A 17,247-nucleotide genomic window follows, 5' to 3' on the forward strand; every position below is an offset into this window, starting at 1 on the left:
AAAATTGAAAACTGTCAATACTTCTAATATCGGTTTAGAATAATACGGCAGGTATTGGGGGTATTGGCAGTGAAGCACAAGCAAAGAGCTGTGTATTTATTTGTAATCTTCTTAACAATCGTACTAGTAGCAGTTGGCGTGTGTGCAAATGCTTCTCAAAAGCAGTATATACGTTTCCATGTAGTGGCAAACAGCGATTCCCCAGAAGATCAAGCTTTGAAGCTTAGGGTACGGGATAGACTTTTGGAGAGATTTGGCGGGGAGTTTGCCAATATCGATTCGATAGAAACGGGAAGAGAGAAGATCAAGGGCAGCATAGACGAGATAGAGAGAATTGCTCTTCTTGAAATAAAGCGGTGCGGCAAGTCATATCCTGTGCAGGTTCAGTTTGGACGCTTTTCATTTCCCACCAAGGCGTATGGCCATCTGGTTTTGCCGGCAGGGGAATATGAGGCTTTGAAGGTGGTCATAGGCAAGGGAGAAGGATCCAACTGGTGGTGCGTAATGTTTCCGCCGCTGTGCTTTATAGATATCTCTCATGGGGTGGCCAGGCAGAAAGAAGAGACAACAAAGGGTGACAGCGCTTCACAAGCCGATATAGCCATCGAGGTTAAAAGGACCGAACCTCAACAGAAAAGGGTTGCCAAGGGGACGGAAGCTGTGGTGCTTGGAGAATCGGCTGATAAAGAGGACGAAAGCTACAGAGCAAGCGGTAAGTCGGAATACCATGAATTTGCTGATAATAGGGGGACAAGCAATGGCATAACGGGCCATGCTGATCAGCAGGATGGTGTAAACGACCACCAGCACGCGTCTGTTTCTTATGATATTAGCAAGGATTTTGAAAGTTCCGGGAAAATAGAATACAGATGGAAAGTGGTGGAATGGTTAAAGGTTTCAAGCGTTAAGATAAAGAGGTTGTTTTCTTTTTTAAGTTTCTGGGACCGGTAAAAGGGTGCGTATGGCACCTTTTTTTGTTATAAAAATTGTTGTTGCAATTTACGCCGATTTGTGTTGTAATAATTCTTTGTAAGCAAAAAGGATTTTTGCTTTTTGTTGATTTTCTCAAGGGGAAGGGGTAGAAAGCATGGAAAAGCTGAATCAGAACACAGCCCCTTTGTTTGAAGCTCTCAAGAAAAACGTCGAGGATGGAGTAATCCCATTCCACGTGCCAGGGCACAAAAAGGGCAAAGGAGCTGGTGAACTGGTAGAATATTTAGGCGAAAAGGTATTTCAAATAGACCTCAACGGAATGGAGGATTTGGATAATATATGTAATCCCATCAGCGTTATCAAACAGGCCGAAAGGCTTCTGGCCCAGCTATATGGAGCTGACGATTCATTTTTTTTGGTAAACGGCACCACGCAGGGGGTACAGGCTATGATTCTCTATGCCTGCGGGCCCGGGGATGAAATAATCATACCACGGAACGCCCATAAGTCCACTATTGGAGCCATGATATTGAGCGGTGCCATACCCGTATACGTTCAGCCGGAGATAAATTATGACCTGGGTATTGCCATGGGCATGTCTGTGGACAGCGTGAAGGAGGCCATACGAAATCATCCCAGGGCCAAGGCGGTGTTTGTCATAAATCCAACCTATTACGGTGCGGTATCCAACCTGAAGGAGATTTGCAGGATAGCCCATGAAAACAATATGCTGGTATTGGCAGATGAGGCTCATGGGGCGCATTTGCCCTTCTGCGATGAGTTGCCGGTGTCTGCCATGGAAGCGGGAGCCGACATGAGCGCCGTCAGCCTGCACAAGACAGGGGGTTCCATGACTCAAAGCTCGGCTTTGTTCATCCGCGAGAGCGATAAGGTAAACAGCAACCGCGTAAAATCGGTGCTTAACCTGACGCAAACCACCAGCGCGTCATACGTTCTCATGGCCTCAATTGATATAGCGCGCAAGCAGCTGGCTTTGCGGGGCAGGGAACTGGTCAGCAATGCGCTGGAACTGGCGAGATATGCCAGACAAAAGATAAACGAGATCGAAGGACTGTATGCCTTTGGGAAAGAGCTGGTAGGCAGTCCTGGAGTATACGACTTTGACGAGACCAAGCTCAGCATATATGTTCGTAAGCTGGGCATGTCTGGCTATGAAATGGAGAGCGTCCTCCGCAAGGAGTACAACATTCAGATCGAGCTTTCAGATTTTTACAATATAATGGCCATCATAACCTTTGGAGATCGAAAGGAGGACGTAAAAAGGCTAATTGAGGCTTTAAAGGACATTGCCAGAAAGAGGGGGGTAAAGAGCAAGCCCAACTGCAACCTGGTGCCCTGCAAAACCGAGATGATTGTAAGGCCTCGTGATGCCTTTTACAGTCCCAAGCGAAGCGTTAAGCTGGAGGAAGCTGTGGGCGAGATAAGTGGCGAGATGATAATGGCATATCCTCCCGGGATTCCAGTAATCTGCCCGGGGGAACGCATCACCCATGAGGTGGTGGAGTATGTTCAGGCGTTAAAGGAAGAAGAAACGCAGCTTCAGGGTACGGAAGATCCGTTTATCAACTATATTAAAGTGCTGGATATGTAAGATGGATTGATTCTACAAAGGAATATTTTGGTGGGTATATTTGGTTTCGGGTTAACAAAAAATATAACAGAAGCCATATGCTAGAAAGGGAGATGGTATGAGGCATAAAAGAAGGCTTTCTGTTATAGCTGTTTTGTTAACTCTTTTTATTTGTGGCGCAATGCTGATTGAGCATTGGAAAAGTCAATATGCTGCCATTGAGACCATACTGTACTGGGGATCTACTGGCAGCAAGGTGATGGAGGTTCAGAGGAAACTCAAACAGTGGGGTTATTACAATGGGCCCATTAATGGAGTATACGGCCCCAAAACCTTTGAAGCAGTAAAGTTTTTTCAAAGGAAGAACGGACTGAAAGTGGATGGTGTGGTGGGGCCACAGACGGCGGCAGCCTTGGGCATTACCCTCAAGGACACTGCTACCACCTCTTATCAGCCTTCAAGGGCCGGTGGAACGCACAGCAGTGGGGATTTGTACTTGCTAGCCAGACTGGTACACGCCGAGGCTAGGGGTGAACCCTACATTGGAAAGGTGGCGGTAGCGGCAGTGGTGTTAAACCGCGTAAAACATCCTTCTTTCCCCAATACCATAGCAGGGGTAATATACCAGCCGGGTGCATTTACGGCTGTTGCTGATGGCCAGATGAACCTGGCTCCCGATGAAGAGTCGCTACGCGCTGCCAGGGATGCTTTAAATGGCTGGGACCCTACTTACGGTGCTCTTTACTATTATAACCCAGCTAAAACTACCAGCAGCTGGATATGGTCGAGGCCAGTGCATATCATCATTGGAAATCATCGTTTTGCCAAATAAACTGTGATAACGCAAGCGACATTGTTGGATATTCTTGTGGCGTTTGGGTAGCAAAAGCATTAAAAAAGTATTGCACGGTCATATATCGGTTCTTTACAGGCGATAACCAATATGTATGACAGGAGGCAAAGTGCATGACCAGATGGATACTGACAATAGTGTTGGCAGTGGCTTTGATAGTAGTAGGACTGTGGGGATACAACCAGTATTTGCAGAATTTGGAGTATAGCAACTATATGGAAAACCTGTATCAGAAGTCGTTTTTTGAGCTGGTAGGGCAGATAGGCGATATAGAGACAAAGCTTTCGAAGCTCATGGTAAGCGGGGATCAAGAGCAAAGCATGGTGCTACTCTCCCATGTGTGGAGGCAGGCCGATGCCGCTCAGGTAAATCTGGGGCAATTGCCATTGGGGCATCTATCGCTTATCAAAACCTCGAAGTTTATAAATCAGCTGGCAGATTACTGCTATTACCTCACCAAAAAGGTAGGACGGGATCAAACCATCTCGGTGGAGGAGATGAATAACCTACGAAGGTTACATAACAGCTGTGCGCGGCTGAACGATGAGCTTAAAATACTGGTTGATAACATCAATTCGGGTGGGGTTAAATGGGGCGAAATAAGGCAGGCCAAGGTCAAGCAGGAGCTCAATGAGGACGTTGAGAATCTGATTGAGAGGCAGTTTATCAGAGTAGAGAGGACGAGCATTGATTATCCCACATTGATATACGATGGCCCCTTCTCCGAAACGCTTCAGCAAAGAAGAGATATCCGCATCCAGGGTCAGGCTATTGACCAGAAGAAGGCCAAGAAGATTGCCGCCGACTTTGTGGGGAGGGACAGGGTGGCCGAGGTAAATAGCGGCCCTCAGACTACAGCTGATATAGAGACGTGGGGAGTGTATATAAAGCCGAAGGATGGCAAGGGGACCATATTTGTCTCTGTAAGCAAGAGAGGCGGCAAGGTGGTAAACATGATTTCTGATGGGGAGATTAAATCGGCTAGGATCTCCCTTGAGGAGGCGCGGCGTTCAGCAGAAAGGTTTTTGTCCCAAAAGGGATATAAATCCATGGTACCTACCTACAGCCAGAAGTTTGACGGCACGCTGGTGATAAACTTTGCATACAAGCAGGGCGACGTCATAGTGTACCCCGATTTAGTCAAAGTAAAGGTATCGCTTGAGGATGGAAATATCGTGGGGTTTGATGCCCGCAACTACCTTATAGCCCATAAAGAGAGGGATATAAAACCCCCAAAGCTGTCGCTTGACGAAGCGCGAAAGCTGGTAAACCCCAACCTCAAGATAAAGTCCGAAGGGTTGGCCATCATTCCCACCGAGTCGGGCGGCGAAAAGCTTTGCTATGAGTTTAAGGGCGAGTACGGAGGAGATAACTTCATAGTCTACATTGATGCAAACAATGGAAAAGAAGTTAATATATTGAAAATTATTGATACTGCCAATGGAACGCTGGCAATCTAGCCATATTTTTTGCAGCATACTGTGCTGCGAGTCGGGGAAAATTATTATCAGCAAAGGACAGCAAAACGTCTTTTGCTTTAAAAGGAGGTATATTATATGGCTAGAAGGCGTGGAATAATGTCCGACAGGCTTAAGGAAGAGATTGCCAAGGAGCTGGGCGTGTACGACATCGTCAAGAACAGAGGCTGGGGTGACGTGACTTCTCGCGACTGTGGGAACATTGTAGCTAAGGCCATAGAAATGGCCGAGAGGAGCATAAGCCGGACCAAGTAGCCATATAATACAAAAGCTTAAGCGGAGGCTATAGCCTCCGCTTAAGCTTTTGGTCATACCATTTGTGTTTTGGCGATTTTTTGATAAGCAAATGAGTTTTATGTCTCACCATATTTTTAAAGAAAATATCGATGAAACATTGAATAATAATTGTTTAAGAAGATCCGTCGGGGAAGCCCATCCTTTTAAGGGTGGGATGAAAGGCGGTCCTGGTGTTAAATAAATTGTAAGCTTCTAATACTTCTAATAATTGTGGTATAATGTAATTATAAACGAAAAGTCATGGAAACAACTACAACTGTACTACACAACGTCGACTGCTATCTTAATATTATGCCTAAATGCCGCCGCAAAGTTTTGGTAGGCAAAGTGGTGGATAGGCTGAAGGAGGAAAGAAGGATATGCCTGAAAAGTTAAAGGTAGCCGTTCTTTTTGGAGGTCAATCGGGGGAACATGAGGTTTCCCTGATGTCGTGCACTTCGGTGGTGAAAAACATGGACCGTGATAAGTATGATATATACTTTATAGGTATTACCAAAACAGGCAAATGGTTCCTGTTTGAGGGAGACGTGGAGGACATACAAAACGGAAAATGGGAAGCCAGTTCAAAGCCCATAGTGTTCCCTGGCGATCCTTCGTTCAAGGGCTTTTTTCTTGTAGACAACCCGTCTAAAGTGTATAGGGTAGACGTGGTTTTCCCCATAATGCATGGGCCTCATGCCGAGGATGGGACCATACAGGGCCTGTTGGAGCTGGCCAATATCCCTTATGTGGGATGTGACGTGGTGGCCTCCTCTGTGGCCATGGATAAGGCTATGGCAAAGGCCGTTTTCGATAGCTTTGGCTTGCCGCAGGGAAAGTATCTGGTGGTATTGAGGCAGGAGCTTGAGCAAAGGCCACAGCACATAATAGATGCCATTGAATCGCATTTGGGTTATCCCTGCTTTGTAAAGCCGTCCAATATGGGCTCCAGCGTGGGGATTACAAAAGCCCACGACAGGCAGGAGCTCATCGAAGGTTTGAAGGAAGCCGGACGGCATGATAGAAAGCTGGTGGTTGAAGCTTTTATCAATTGCAGGGAGATAGAATGTGCTGTCTTGGGCAACAATGACCCTCAGGCCTCTGTGCTGGGAGAGATCATCCCGTGCAATGAATTTTACGATTATAACGCAAAGTACTTCGATGATGGGAAGTCGCGTTTGATCATACCGGCCGACCTCCCAGAGGAAAAGGCCCAAGAGATTCGTCAGCTGGCCATAAAGGCTTACAAAGCGCTGGATTGCAGCGGAATGGCCAGGGTAGACTTTTTTGTGGAAAAAGACACCCTGGAGGTGTTTATAAACGAGGTCAACACCATACCGGGATTTACTAGAATAAGCATGTATCCCAAACTGTGGGAGGCGACGGGTGTGCCGTATTCCAGGCTTATAGATCGGCTAATAGAGCTTGCGCTGGACAGGTTCAGGGAAAAGCATCCCGAGTGAAGGGAGATTGTGCGGTGGATCAAAGGCCTATTGGCGTATTCGATTCGGGGTTGGGCGGGCTGACGGTGGTGAAGGAATTGATGGCTCAGCTGCCCAACGAGAACATCGTCTATTTTGGCGATACGGCGCGCCTTCCGTATGGTACCCGGTCCAGGGAGACCATCATCAAGTACTCCATGCAGTGCATACGATTTCTTCTTACTCAGAACATAAAGGCCGTGGTAATCGCTTGTAACACGGCCAGTTCAATGGCACTTGATGCCGTAAAAGAGGTTTTTGATATCCCCATAATAGGGGTCGTTGAACCCGGTGCGGCAGCTGCTGTCAAAGCTACGCGGAATGGCAAGGTAGGCATAATCGGCACCGAGGCTACGGTACAGAGCGGTTCCTATTCCAGGGCCATTGCCAGTATAAATGCCGATATACAGACCTGCAGTGTGGCCTGTTCGCTGTTTGTGCCAATAGTGGAAGAGGGGTGGAGCGACACGTCCATAGCATATTTAACCGCTGAAATATACCTGGAGCCTTTGAAGGAGTGGGGTGCGGATACCCTTATACTGGGCTGCACTCACTATCCTTTGCTCATGAATACCATTTCCAAAGTCATGGGCCCTGATGTGACGTTGGTTAACCCTGCGGTGGGGACGGCCCATGAGGTAAAACGAATTTTAAAGCAGCGGGACATGCTCAATAACAGCTATAAGGAGCCTCAATACTGCTATTACTTGAGCGATTTCAGCCAGCGGTTTAAACAGATAGGAAGCCGTTTTTTGAATAGGGAGATAGAATATGCTGGTAAGGTGGACATAGAAAATTATTAGTAAATTCATTTAAAATTTGAGGAGGGAAGAAGTTATGAGAATAACCTGGTTTGGACATGCCTGTTTCAGATTGGTCTCGGACTCTGGGGTTACCATAATTACCGACCCCTTTGATGAGACTGTGGGGTACGAGCTGCCAGACGAACAGGCCGATATCGTTACGGTAAGCCACCAGCATTTTGACCACAACTACGTACAGGGTGTGCCTGGGAACCCCGAGGTTATCAACAAAATAGGAAATTTCTACGTAAAGGACATACCCATAAAGGGGATAAAGAGCTATCATGATGACCAGGGCGGCAGTAAAAGGGGCATCAACATCATATACGTATTTGAGATAGATGGGATAAGGGTATGCCATTTGGGGGATCTGGGGCATGTTCTTGTTGAGGAGCAGGTTGGGCAAATAGGAGACGTGGACGTGCTGTTCATACCTGTGGGAGGTACCTATACCATTGACGCAAACGCGGCGGCCAGTGTGGTTTCATCTCTCAAGCCTTCCATAGTGATTCCCATGCACTACAAGACCGATAGGATTGATTTTCCCATCGACGGCGTGGATAAGTTCCTGAAGGTCATGGGGGGTGGGACCCATCTCAATGACCATACCCTGGAGGTTAAAAAGCAGGATGTAGAAGGAAAAGAGACCCGCATCGTGGTTCTTGATTACAAATCGTGATAAAAATCCTTGACAACGGGATTGAGTGGTGTATAAAATTGATGGTTGTAGAAATTTGCTGAAGCATGTTTCGGAGGGGGATAAGGTGGCTAAGTTTATATTCATCACCGGAGGGGTGGTGTCTTCTCTCGGGAAAGGTATAACTGCCGCATCTTTAGGAAGATTGTTAAAAAGTAGGGGGTTGAAGGTTTCCATCCAAAAATTCGACCCCTATATTAATGTTGACCCGGGTACCATGAGCCCCTATCAGCACGGTGAGGTCTTTGTTACCGAGGACGGCGCTGAGACCGACTTGGACCTGGGACATTACGAGCGGTTCATTGATGAAAACTTGAGCAAGAATAACAACGTGACTGCCGGAAAGATATATTGGTCGGTCATTAGCAAGGAGCGTCGAGGAGATTACCTGGGAGGCACTGTTCAGGTAATTCCTCATATAACCAATGAGATAAAGGACAGGATTTTCCGCGTGGCACAGGAATCGGACGTGGATGTGGTCATCACCGAAATCGGTGGTACGGTAGGCGATATCGAGAGCCTACCTTTTTTGGAGGCCATCCGTCAGATCAAGTGGGAAGTAGGGGCAGATAACTGCATGTATATACATGTCACCCTGGTCCCATATTTGGGGAAGGCCGGGGAACTGAAGACCAAGCCTACACAGCACAGCGTTAAGGAGCTGCGCAGCATTGGCATTCAACCTGATATAATAGTATGCAGATCTGCAAAGCCGCTCAGCCGGGAGCTCAAAGAAAAGATAGGGCTGTTTTGCAACGTGGAAGCCAGGCAGGTGGTACAAAACCTGGATGCCGATAACCTGTATGAAGTACCCCTGTTACTCAAAAAAGAGGGACTGGATGACCTGGTGATTGAAAGGCTGAAGCTCAACTGTGGACAGGCCGATTTGGATGAATGGTGCGAGATGGTCAGGCGTATGAAAAATTTAAAAAACAAGGTTACTATTGGACTGGTAGGCAAATATGTTGAGCTTCACGATGCATACCTCAGCGTGGTGGAAGCCCTTTCACACGGGGGGCTTTATCATGATACCGAGGTTGAAATAAAGTGGATCCATTCTGAACAGGTATGCCAAGACAATGTGGATGCGTTGCTGTCTGATGTAGATGGGATACTGGTACCGGGTGGTTTTGGAGATCGAGGGATAGAAGGCAAGATGTACGCCAGCCAGTACGCCAGGGAAAATAAAATACCTTATTTCGGCATATGTTTGGGTATGCAGCTGGCCGTGGTAGAGTTTGCGCGAAACGTGGCGGGGCTTACCGGTGCTCACAGCACCGAGTTTGATCCCTATACCCCCTATCCTGTTATACACCTCATGCCCGAGCAGGAGAAAGTGGATTCAAAAGGAGGAACCATGCGGTTGGGGGTATACCCGTGTAAGACTTTGGAAAACACGCTGATCAGAAAAGCCTACGGGCAGGAAATTGTAGAAGAACGGCATCGCCACAGATATGAGTATAACAACAGTTTTAAAGATATGCTTTCATCTCATGGACTTATTGTATCGGGCATTTCGCCGGATAACAGGTTGGTAGAGGCGGTGGAACTAGTTGACCATCCGTGGTTTGTAGGCGTGCAGTATCATCCTGAATTTAAATCTCGTCCCAACAGGCCTCATCCTCTGTTTAGGGATTTTGTAGGGGCTGCTGTGGAATATAAGAATCGTAAGAACAGTAATATGCAGTGATTTTATATAATTTTTGTATAACCCTACTAATTTTAAGTGGGGTTTTTTTGTGAATTTTTTTGTTGACGGCAGAAGGCTTTTAGATTATGATATCTATAAGCTGCTCATAATGCCATATTGCCGGTACCCTTGGATGCCTTTCAAATCTACTTTCTCATTTGGGAAAGTTTGTTTACATACAAAAGCTTATGAGGTTTTGTTCATTTTGCTTTTGTAAGTATTTTATATAAAATGGCGTTTTAGATTGAAAAGCGTGGCAAGGGGTATAGATATATATATAATTAAAAGTCTAAATGTAGTTCTACATTTGGGTTTTCATGTGTTGTGAAGCTGTGTTTTCTATGCTGTTGTGTTGGTTGGGTTGATTATTTTGTTTATTGAATTTAATGCACGCTGTATGAAAGACGGGAAGCTGGAAATAATATGGAAGTAGAGTGTATTCCCGTCGGCATTTATGAACGCATCCCTTGAGTTTTTGATATTCCGTATGTTTAGCGTATAAACCATTTAACCTAGTAGTTGCAAGAAGTTTCCATTCTCTATAGGATGGAGATGAATTGCAAATTTGGTCGGAACGCTCCGAATTCACGCCTGTGGAGATACCAAATGGTGTCGTTGAAGCAGGAAGCTTCATCTTCTATAAGATGGAGTGGTTTACTATCAAAAAATGATAAAAAACACAGCACAAGCAAAAACTGTATACCATTTGTGCATTTGAAGCAAAAATCCTAAATAGAAAGCGAGGAGAAAGGACTTTGGATTTGAGCAATTTAGATTTGAACAATTTAGAAAACAATAACATATTTGAACTCAGAGAGTTTGGCAAGGAAATAGGAGTAAAGGGTGTTACCAGATATAGAAAGGCTGAACTCATTGAACGCATAAAAGAGAAGCTGAGGGAGCTGGCCGAAGAGCAGCAGCGGGAATGGCTTGCCAAAAAACAAGAAGAGCAAGGTGAGCAGCTCCAGGGGCAGGAGGTTCAACATCAGGACCAGGATGTTCAACAGGTGGCACAGCAGGAAAATGAGCAGGATCAACCCGTGCAAGAAGAACAGCAAATTGCCCAGTTCGCGCAGGAAGTGCAAGATGTGCAGCGGGAGCAGGAAGACCAAAGCGTACAGCAGGAACAGGAAGAGAAGCGAGCTGATCAGCAGTTTGAGCAGGAGGGACAGGCTGTTCAGCTACAGCAGGAAGCTGCTCAGCCTAAGCCTCTCAGAAGAGGGCGGCCAAGGAAAAGGAATGTGGAGGCTGCTCAGGAGAGAGAGACAGCTGGTGGGGCTGCCCAGCAATTGCACCTGCTTGACCAGGCAGAGCAGCAAATAGAAAGAGGCCTGGATGTGAAGCAGGAAGATTCAGAGCAACGGCATTTCCGTGTAGTGAAACAGGAAGAAGAAGAGGAGGTACAGGAACAAAGGGCCGTGCAGCAGCCTGAAAGGGAAGAGATGGCAGAAAAGCAGGTGGAGCCCGAGGAAGAGCGTAAGGCTCAGGAAGATGAGCAGCCAGTTCAAGCCAGGGAGCCACATCAACCTCAAGAGTACGACGATGAAGAGGATGCTGAGAGAGAGAGAGTTGCTGCAGCCCGCAAAAAAGAGGACCTGTTAGAGAGGATCATCACTGACAAAGAGGAGTATGAAAGGCAGGTTGCCTATGCGCGTAAATACTTTAATACATCCAATCCCGCTGTGCCCATTCTGCTGAGCACCGGGGAGTGCGGTGACGCCAAAGGCGTACTGGAAGTGCTGCCAGATGGTTACGGATTCTTACGCGCTGAAAACTATATGCCCGGCAGCAAAGACGTATATGTTTCCCAATCGCAGATACGCCGTTTTAATCTCAAGACCGGCGATTTGGTGGAAGGCAAAACCCGTCCTGCAAAGGAGGGCGAAAAATTCCAAGCCCTTCTGTATGTGACTGCGGTCAACGGCGAAGACCCCGAAAAGGCTACCCAGAGAAAGCCGTTTGATGAGCTGACGCCCATATTCCCCGATGAGCGCATAACGCTGGAGAATCCCAAGAATCCCAAAGAGCTGGCCACGCGTTTGATAGACCTTATAGCCCCGATAGGCAAAGGGCAAAGAGGATTGATTGTATCGCCTCCAAAGGCAGGAAAAACCACGCTGCTCAAAAAGATTGCCGACAGCATTGCAACCAATTATCCTGATATCTACCTCATAGTGCTGCTCATCGATGAACGCCCCGAAGAGGTAACCGATATGCAGCGCTCTATAAAAGGAGATGTTGTGTATTCCACCTTTGACGAGCTGCCCGAACACCATACAAAGGTGGCTGAGATGGTGCTGGAGCGCGCTCAAAGGCTGGTAGAGCATGGTAAGGATGTTGTGGTGCTGCTGGATAGCCTTACCCGCCTGGCCCGTGCTTACAACCTTACCGTTCCAGCAACCGGGAAGACGCTATCAGGTGGTATCGATTCAGCGGCGCTTCATAAACCTAAGAGGTTCTTTGGTGCAGCCCGTAATATTGAGGAGGGTGGGAGCCTGACCATCATTGCCACCGCTTTAATCGATACAGGAAGCCGTATGGATGAGGTGATATACGAGGAGTTTAAGGGTACGGGCAATATGGAGATCCATTTGGATAGAAAGCTTTCTGAAAAGCGAATTTTCCCGGCTATTGATATCTTCAGATCGGGGACGCGAAGGGAAGAGCTGCTGCTCAGCCAGAGGGAACTGGAATGCGTATGGGCCATACGCAAGAACTTGAGCGAAGGACGGCCGGACAGGGTAATTGAGCTCATAATCAACGACCTGTTGCGTACCAATTCCAACGAAGAGTTTATAGACTTGATGCTGGAGCACTTTGAAAAGATGGAGAAAGACGGCTATTTCGTCGAGCGCGACAGCTATTACAGCTATCGCTAAATAATGGTACAGCGGGGTATGGGTAAACTATGATAAGCATAAGTCCACGGCATAGAAGATATTTAAAGATCATAGCATGGACAGTGCTAGTGCTTTTGCTGGTGCTCTTGATGCTCATCAAAGTTTTCCCTTATGTGGCTCCATTTGTGGTGGCCCTGTTTGTAACCTTTATTATCGAACGGCCGGTAAGCTTTTTGACGACTAAGCTCAAATTGCCCCGGGGGGCAGCGGTGGGCATAGTCCTCCTCTTTTTCACTCTGGTTACGGGAGGAATTGTGATACTCATATTCTCAGAGCTGGTCAATGAGATATGGCGCTTGACCAGGGAGATTCCCAGCGCTCAGGTGGTTAAAGGGTATATCGATATGCTGTTGGGCAGGGTGCAGAATTTGTATTTGAGCTTGCCTGCTGAGCTTGAAAGGACGATCAGGGACAGCCTGGGGTCTGTTGTGGGAAGCATATCGGTATTCTTGCAAAGCCTGTTGAATTACCTGTTGGACATGGTAAAGCTTTTGCCCCAGCTGTTTCTCTTCATAGTGATATCGCTGGTGGCCTCCTTTTTCATGAGCAGGGACAGGGAGAAGATATCTAGGTTTGTCTATAAGCAGATGCCGGAGGGATGGAGAAACAAGATCCGCACAGTGAAAGAGGACCTTTTTGCTGCACTGGTAGGTTTCATCAAAGCGCAGTCCATCCTAATTTCGGTTACTTTCATCGAGCTTCTTATAGGATATAGCCTGATCGGCGTAAAATACGTCTTTTCATTGGCTCTCATAACGGCAGTGGTGGATGCCCTGCCGGTATTGGGTACCGGCACCATTCTCATTCCTGCTGCAGCCATTAACCTAATTATGGGCAACGTTCCAAAGGCGCTTGCCTTTATAGCTCTTTATATCGTTATATTGATAGTCCGCCAGTTTTTAGAGCCCAAGGTGGTGGGACAAAGCCTAGGCTTGCATCCCCTTGTCACCCTCATATCGATATATGTGGGGCTGCAGCTTTTTGGAATCATAGGGCTGTTTTTGGGGCCCATTATTGTGGCTATTATAAAGGCTTTACAAAAGGCTAGGATTTTGCCTCAGTGGAAGGCATAAATGACGAGAGCTTTAAGCTCTGCCGTTACAAAACAACTGGAACCGGATGAAAGAAGGGCAGTTCAAAGCTGGTTGGATGCTGAGATGCTGAAAAACGTCTTGAAATTCACATTCTCGATGTGCTATACTGTAGTAGTTATAAAAGGGTTGTAATTATCGACGAAAGAGGTGACAGTGATGAAGAAAGGTATACATCCCGAGTATGGAGAGGCCATAGTGAGGTGTGCATGTGGTGAGACATTTGTTACCGGTTCTACCAAAAAGGAGATCAGGGTTGAGATATGCTCGAAGTGCCATCCTTTCTTTACTGGGAAACAAAAGCTGGTAGATACGGGAGGACGTGTGGAAAGATTTAAGAAGAGATATGGTCTGGACAGTGACCAGGTGTGAATTCCACAAAATAGTGCAGATTGGGGTTATACCCTGGTCTGCATTTTTGTTTGTTACAAGGGGTGTAGCCAATGAGAAAATGCGATATAGGGGGGCAAGCGGTGCTGGAAGGGGTGATGATGCGCGCTCCTTCCCGCATGGTTATAGCCGTTAGGCGCTGTGACGGAGAGATTGTAGTGCACAGCCAGCGGCTGTCTTCCCTAAAGGACAGGCATCGCATCTTTAAATTGCCGGTCATAAGGGGGATTATAACTTTTGCTGAAATGCTGGTTATGGGTGTAAAATCCCTTATGGCCTCTGCCGAGATGTACGGTGACCAAAGCGCTGTAGAAGAGTACCAGCCATCGAGGTTTGAGAGGTTTGTAGCCGATAAAACCGGCAAAAAGGTGGAAGACGTAATGGCATGGTTTGCGCTGTTGCTGGCCATTGGCCTGGCGATAGTGCTGTTTGTGGTGGTTCCCGCTGTGCTGACGGGATTGCTCAGAGAGTGGATAGCCAACCGCTTTATACTGGGATTGATTGAGGGAATAATAAGGCTTGCTATATTCATCGGTTATATTGTACTGGTGACCAGGATCAAAGATATACAGCGGGTCTTCCAGTATCACGGAGCAGAGCACAAGGCTATTCACTGCTATGAACACGGCGAGGAGCTGTCAGTAGAAAATGCCAGAAAGTACAGCACGCTGCATCCCAGGTGCGGCACGGCGTTTCTGCTGGTGGTGATGGTGGTGGGCATCGTGGTGTTTTCGGCATTGAGCTGGGATAACGTGATAGTGCGCATCCTCATAAAGATATTGCTGTTACCTCTGGTGGCCGGCGTCTCATACGAGATAATAAAGTGGGCGGGTAAAACCAGTTGGCCGGGTGTAAAATTCGTCATGTTCCCAGGACTTATGCTGCAGAAGCTGACCACCCGGGAGCCGGATGATGCCCAGCTGGAAGTTGCCATAAGGGCTTTTGTGGAGGCCGCGGGGTTGACTGGCAAGGAGGCTGAAGATGCAGCTGAAGGGGATGGAGGTATTAAGGAAGGGGCAAAAGATTTTAGAGTGCCATAATGTCCCGGCATCCAGGCTGGAGGCAGAGATTTTGATGGCTCATATGCTAAAGTGCCAGAGGCACGACCTGTACCTCATGAAGGACTGGAAGCTAGACGGTGCTCAGGTGCAGGAGTTCTTCGACCTGATATACAGGCGTTGTGAGGGATGCCCCATTCAGTATATAACCAACAGGCAGGAGTTTATGGGGCTGGAATTTTATGTTGACCACAGGGTATTGATACCTCGTGCCGATACTGAGATACTGGTGGAGCATGTGATCAAATGGGTATCTCAAAAAGATGGGCCTGTCCAGATACTGGATGTGGGTACGGGAAGCGGTGCAATTGCCGTAAGCCTCGCGTTTTTTTTGCCCAATGCCCGTATAACTGCTGTTGATATTTCGGCCGGGGCATTGGATGTGGCAAGGTTTAATGCTTGCCGGCATGGGGTTGAGGATCGTATAACCTTTTTGGAAGGAGACCTGTTCTCTCCCTTGTATGGCCATCCTGGTGCTCAGCCTTTTGACGCTGTTGTATCCAACCCGCCGTATATACCTACACAGGAGATCGAGGGTTTGGAGCCGCAGGTCAAAGATTATGAGCCGCGCATTGCCCTTGATGGGGGATATGATGGTTTAAAGTTTTACGGCCGGTTGGCCAGGGAGGGATTAGACTGGCTAAAATCCGGGGGCCTGTTGGCCGTTGAAGTGGGGTATGGTCAGGCCCGGGCCGTTGGAGCCATACTGGAAAGCACGGGATGCTACAGAGATATTACCATACAGAAGGATTTGGCGGGTATTGAGCGCGTGGTTTCTGCTATACGCCGCTAAGTTGATCGTACGAGCAGGTTTTTAAACTCGGCATTGCTATGATCCGATTGTCGAACTATCTTGTTTCATTTTTTAAACAAACTTGTGGTAAAAGGGGAAGATATATGCTGGATAAACTGGAGTTTATCGAAAGAAGATATGAAGAATTGAGCAAGGCAATTGCCGATCCAGAAGTGATTGCTAGGCAAAACGAATGGAAAAAGCTGGTCAAAGAGCATGCCGACCTGGAGGATATCGTGGTCAAATATAGGGAATACAAAACAATAGAGCAGGACATAGCGGTGGCCCGCGAGATGTTAAAGGAAAAGCTGGATGGGGAGTCTTTGGACATGCTTCGAGATGAGCTAGATGCCCTTGAAGAAAGAAAAGAAAAGGTGCTCCATGAGCTTAGGCTCCTGCTTCTGCCTAAAGACCCCAATGACGAGAAAAACGTCGTTATGGAGATACGGGCCGGGGCAGGAGGAGAGGAAGCAGCCCTTTTTGGCGCTGACCTCTTCAGGATGTACAGCAGGTATGCCGAGCGTAAGGGCTGGAGGATAGAGGTCATGAGCGCCAACTACACCGACATGGGCGGCGTGAAGGAGATCATATTTGTAGTGGAAGGGAAAGGCGCTTATAGCCGGCTAAAATACGAGAGCGGAGTCCACCGGGTGCAGAGGATCCCCACTACCGAATCGGGTGGCAGGATCCACACCTCCACCGCTACCGTGGCTGTGCTCCCAGAACCGGAAGATGTTGAGGTGGAAATAAATCCCGACGATTTAAAGATCGAAGTGTTCAGGTCATCGGGGCATGGAGGCCAAAGCGTCAATACCACCGATTCGGCCGTGCGCATAACCCATCTTCCCACAGGTATAGTGGTTACCTGCCAGGATGAGAGGTCGCAGCAGAAGAACAGGGAAAAAGCCATGAGGGTTTTAAAGGCCCGTGTACTTGATGCTATTCAGAGGGAACGGGAGCAGGAATATGCTCAGGTCAGGAAGAGCCAGGTGGGTACGGGCGATAGAAGCGAAAGAATACGGACCTATAACTTTCCGCAGGGCCGCGTGACAGATCATAGGATTGGGATGACCATCTACAACCTGGAAGGTTTTCTAGATGGAGACCTGGACGAAATCATAAATGAGCTTATAATAAACGATCAGACCGAAAGGCTTAAGAATACCCAAGCATCCCAGTGAATACAATTTTTATAAAAGCTCTATGTTTGGGG

17 protein-coding genes are annotated in these 17,247 nt (G+C 47.5%); all 17 read left to right on the forward strand.

Annotated elements, in window-relative coordinates; all coding sequences use genetic code 11:
* The first annotated feature begins 69 nt into the window (after positions 1–69).
* The 17 genes from spoIIR to prfA all read left to right on the forward strand — a co-directional run bounded on the left by spoIIR (position 70) and on the right by prfA (position 17,215).
* A complete protein-coding gene (gene spoIIR, locus KVG29_RS09210) occupies positions 70–951 on the forward strand; it encodes a stage II sporulation protein R (RefSeq protein ID WP_252228090.1) in 882 nt (293 codons plus the stop codon).
* Positions 952–1,087: 136 nt separating this feature from the next.
* Positions 1,088–2,545, forward strand: coding sequence for an aminotransferase class I/II-fold pyridoxal phosphate-dependent enzyme (locus KVG29_RS09215; RefSeq protein ID WP_252228093.1), 1,458 nt, complete (start codon positions 1,088–1,090; stop codon positions 2,543–2,545).
* A gap of 97 nt (positions 2,546–2,642) precedes the next feature.
* The gene (sleB, locus tag KVG29_RS09220; protein WP_252228095.1) at positions 2,643–3,356 is read left to right on the forward strand and encodes a spore cortex-lytic enzyme; all 714 of its coding nucleotides are present in this window, start codon (positions 2,643–2,645) and stop codon (positions 3,354–3,356) included.
* 134 nt (positions 3,357–3,490) lie between these two features.
* Positions 3,491–4,837: a germination protein YpeB gene (gene ypeB, locus KVG29_RS09225; protein WP_252228097.1), complete on the forward strand. Its 1,347-nt coding sequence runs from the start codon at positions 3,491–3,493 to the stop codon at positions 4,835–4,837.
* A gap of 96 nt (positions 4,838–4,933) precedes the next feature.
* The gene (locus tag KVG29_RS09230; RefSeq protein WP_252228098.1) at positions 4,934–5,110 is read left to right on the forward strand and encodes an alpha/beta-type small acid-soluble spore protein; all 177 of its coding nucleotides are present in this window, start codon (positions 4,934–4,936) and stop codon (positions 5,108–5,110) included.
* A 282-nt stretch (positions 5,111–5,392) separates the two neighbouring features.
* A complete protein-coding gene (locus tag KVG29_RS12430; RefSeq protein WP_276576495.1) occupies positions 5,393–5,527 on the forward strand; it encodes a hypothetical protein in 135 nt (44 codons plus the stop codon).
* Positions 5,512–6,594 (forward strand): D-alanine--D-alanine ligase family protein, encoded by a 1,083-nt coding sequence (locus KVG29_RS09235; protein ID WP_252228100.1) that lies wholly within the window; start codon positions 5,512–5,514, stop codon positions 6,592–6,594. Before KVG29_RS12430 ends, KVG29_RS09235 begins: the two co-directional genes overlap by 16 nt.
* A gap of 14 nt (positions 6,595–6,608) precedes the next feature.
* A complete protein-coding gene (gene murI / locus KVG29_RS09240) occupies positions 6,609–7,415 on the forward strand; it encodes a glutamate racemase (RefSeq protein ID WP_252228101.1) in 807 nt (268 codons plus the stop codon).
* A 34-nt stretch (positions 7,416–7,449) separates the two neighbouring features.
* Complete coding sequence (locus tag KVG29_RS09245) at positions 7,450–8,094, forward strand: MBL fold metallo-hydrolase (protein WP_252228103.1); 645 nt, start codon at positions 7,450–7,452, stop codon at positions 8,092–8,094.
* Positions 8,095–8,179: 85 nt separating this feature from the next.
* A complete protein-coding gene (locus KVG29_RS09250; protein ID WP_252228104.1) occupies positions 8,180–9,802 on the forward strand; it encodes a CTP synthase in 1,623 nt (540 codons plus the stop codon).
* Between the two features lie 755 nt (positions 9,803–10,557).
* Positions 10,558–12,681, forward strand: a complete 2,124-nt coding sequence (gene rho, locus KVG29_RS09255; protein ID WP_252228106.1) for a transcription termination factor Rho — start codon at positions 10,558–10,560, stop codon at positions 12,679–12,681.
* A 29-nt stretch (positions 12,682–12,710) separates the two neighbouring features.
* Positions 12,711–13,775, forward strand: coding sequence for a sporulation integral membrane protein YtvI (gene ytvI, locus KVG29_RS09260; protein WP_252228108.1), 1,065 nt, complete (start codon positions 12,711–12,713; stop codon positions 13,773–13,775).
* Positions 13,776–13,928 (forward strand): hypothetical protein, encoded by a 153-nt coding sequence (locus tag KVG29_RS09265; RefSeq protein WP_252228110.1) that lies wholly within the window; start codon positions 13,776–13,778, stop codon positions 13,926–13,928.
* 24 nt (positions 13,929–13,952) lie between these two features.
* Positions 13,953–14,165: a 50S ribosomal protein L31 gene (gene rpmE / locus KVG29_RS09270; RefSeq protein ID WP_025748187.1), complete on the forward strand. Its 213-nt coding sequence runs from the start codon at positions 13,953–13,955 to the stop codon at positions 14,163–14,165.
* 71 nt (positions 14,166–14,236) lie between these two features.
* Positions 14,237–15,223: a DUF1385 domain-containing protein gene (locus KVG29_RS09275; protein ID WP_252228112.1), complete on the forward strand. Its 987-nt coding sequence runs from the start codon at positions 14,237–14,239 to the stop codon at positions 15,221–15,223.
* Entirely contained in the window at positions 15,165–16,034 is an 870-nt protein-coding gene (gene prmC / locus KVG29_RS09280) for a peptide chain release factor N(5)-glutamine methyltransferase (protein WP_252228114.1), read from the forward strand. The genes KVG29_RS09275 and prmC overlap by 59 nt, the downstream gene beginning before the upstream one ends.
* Before the next feature lie 104 nt (positions 16,035–16,138).
* On the forward strand, positions 16,139–17,215 hold the full coding sequence (gene prfA / locus KVG29_RS09285; protein WP_252228115.1) for a peptide chain release factor 1: 1,077 nt from the start codon (positions 16,139–16,141) through the stop codon (positions 17,213–17,215).
* The last annotated feature ends 32 nt before the right edge of the window (positions 17,216–17,247 follow it).

This window comes from Caldicoprobacter algeriensis, assembly GCF_023838525.1.
In the GTDB taxonomy this organism is placed as follows: Bacteria; Bacillota; Clostridia; order Caldicoprobacterales; family Caldicoprobacteraceae; genus Caldicoprobacter; species Caldicoprobacter algeriensis.

Excerpts from the sequence above, each read along its gene's own strand:
- prfA (WP_252228115.1), top strand. The coding sequence starts at position 16,139 with ATGCTGGATAAACTGGAGTTTATCGAAAGAAGATATGAAGAATTGAGC.
- KVG29_RS09215 (WP_252228093.1), top strand. The coding sequence starts at position 1,088 with ATGGAAAAGCTGAATCAGAACACAGCCCCTTTGTTTGAAGCTCTCAAG.
- KVG29_RS09245 (WP_252228103.1), top strand. The coding sequence starts at position 7,450 with ATGAGAATAACCTGGTTTGGACATGCCTGTTTCAGATTGGTCTCGGAC.
- rpmE (WP_025748187.1), top strand. The coding sequence starts at position 13,953 with ATGAAGAAAGGTATACATCCCGAGTATGGAGAGGCCATAGTGAGGTGT.
- sleB (WP_252228095.1), top strand. The coding sequence starts at position 2,643 with ATGAGGCATAAAAGAAGGCTTTCTGTTATAGCTGTTTTGTTAACTCTT.
- KVG29_RS09265 (WP_252228110.1), top strand. The coding sequence starts at position 13,776 with ATGACGAGAGCTTTAAGCTCTGCCGTTACAAAACAACTGGAACCGGAT.
- ytvI (WP_252228108.1), top strand. The coding sequence starts at position 12,711 with ATGATAAGCATAAGTCCACGGCATAGAAGATATTTAAAGATCATAGCA.
- KVG29_RS09235 (WP_252228100.1), top strand. The coding sequence starts at position 5,512 with ATGCCTGAAAAGTTAAAGGTAGCCGTTCTTTTTGGAGGTCAATCGGGG.
- ypeB (WP_252228097.1), top strand. The coding sequence starts at position 3,491 with ATGACCAGATGGATACTGACAATAGTGTTGGCAGTGGCTTTGATAGTA.
- KVG29_RS12430 (WP_276576495.1), top strand. The coding sequence starts at position 5,393 with ATGGAAACAACTACAACTGTACTACACAACGTCGACTGCTATCTTAAT.
- prmC (WP_252228114.1), top strand. The coding sequence starts at position 15,165 with ATGCAGCTGAAGGGGATGGAGGTATTAAGGAAGGGGCAAAAGATTTTA.
- KVG29_RS09230 (WP_252228098.1), top strand. The coding sequence starts at position 4,934 with ATGGCTAGAAGGCGTGGAATAATGTCCGACAGGCTTAAGGAAGAGATT.
- KVG29_RS09275 (WP_252228112.1), top strand. The coding sequence starts at position 14,237 with ATGAGAAAATGCGATATAGGGGGGCAAGCGGTGCTGGAAGGGGTGATG.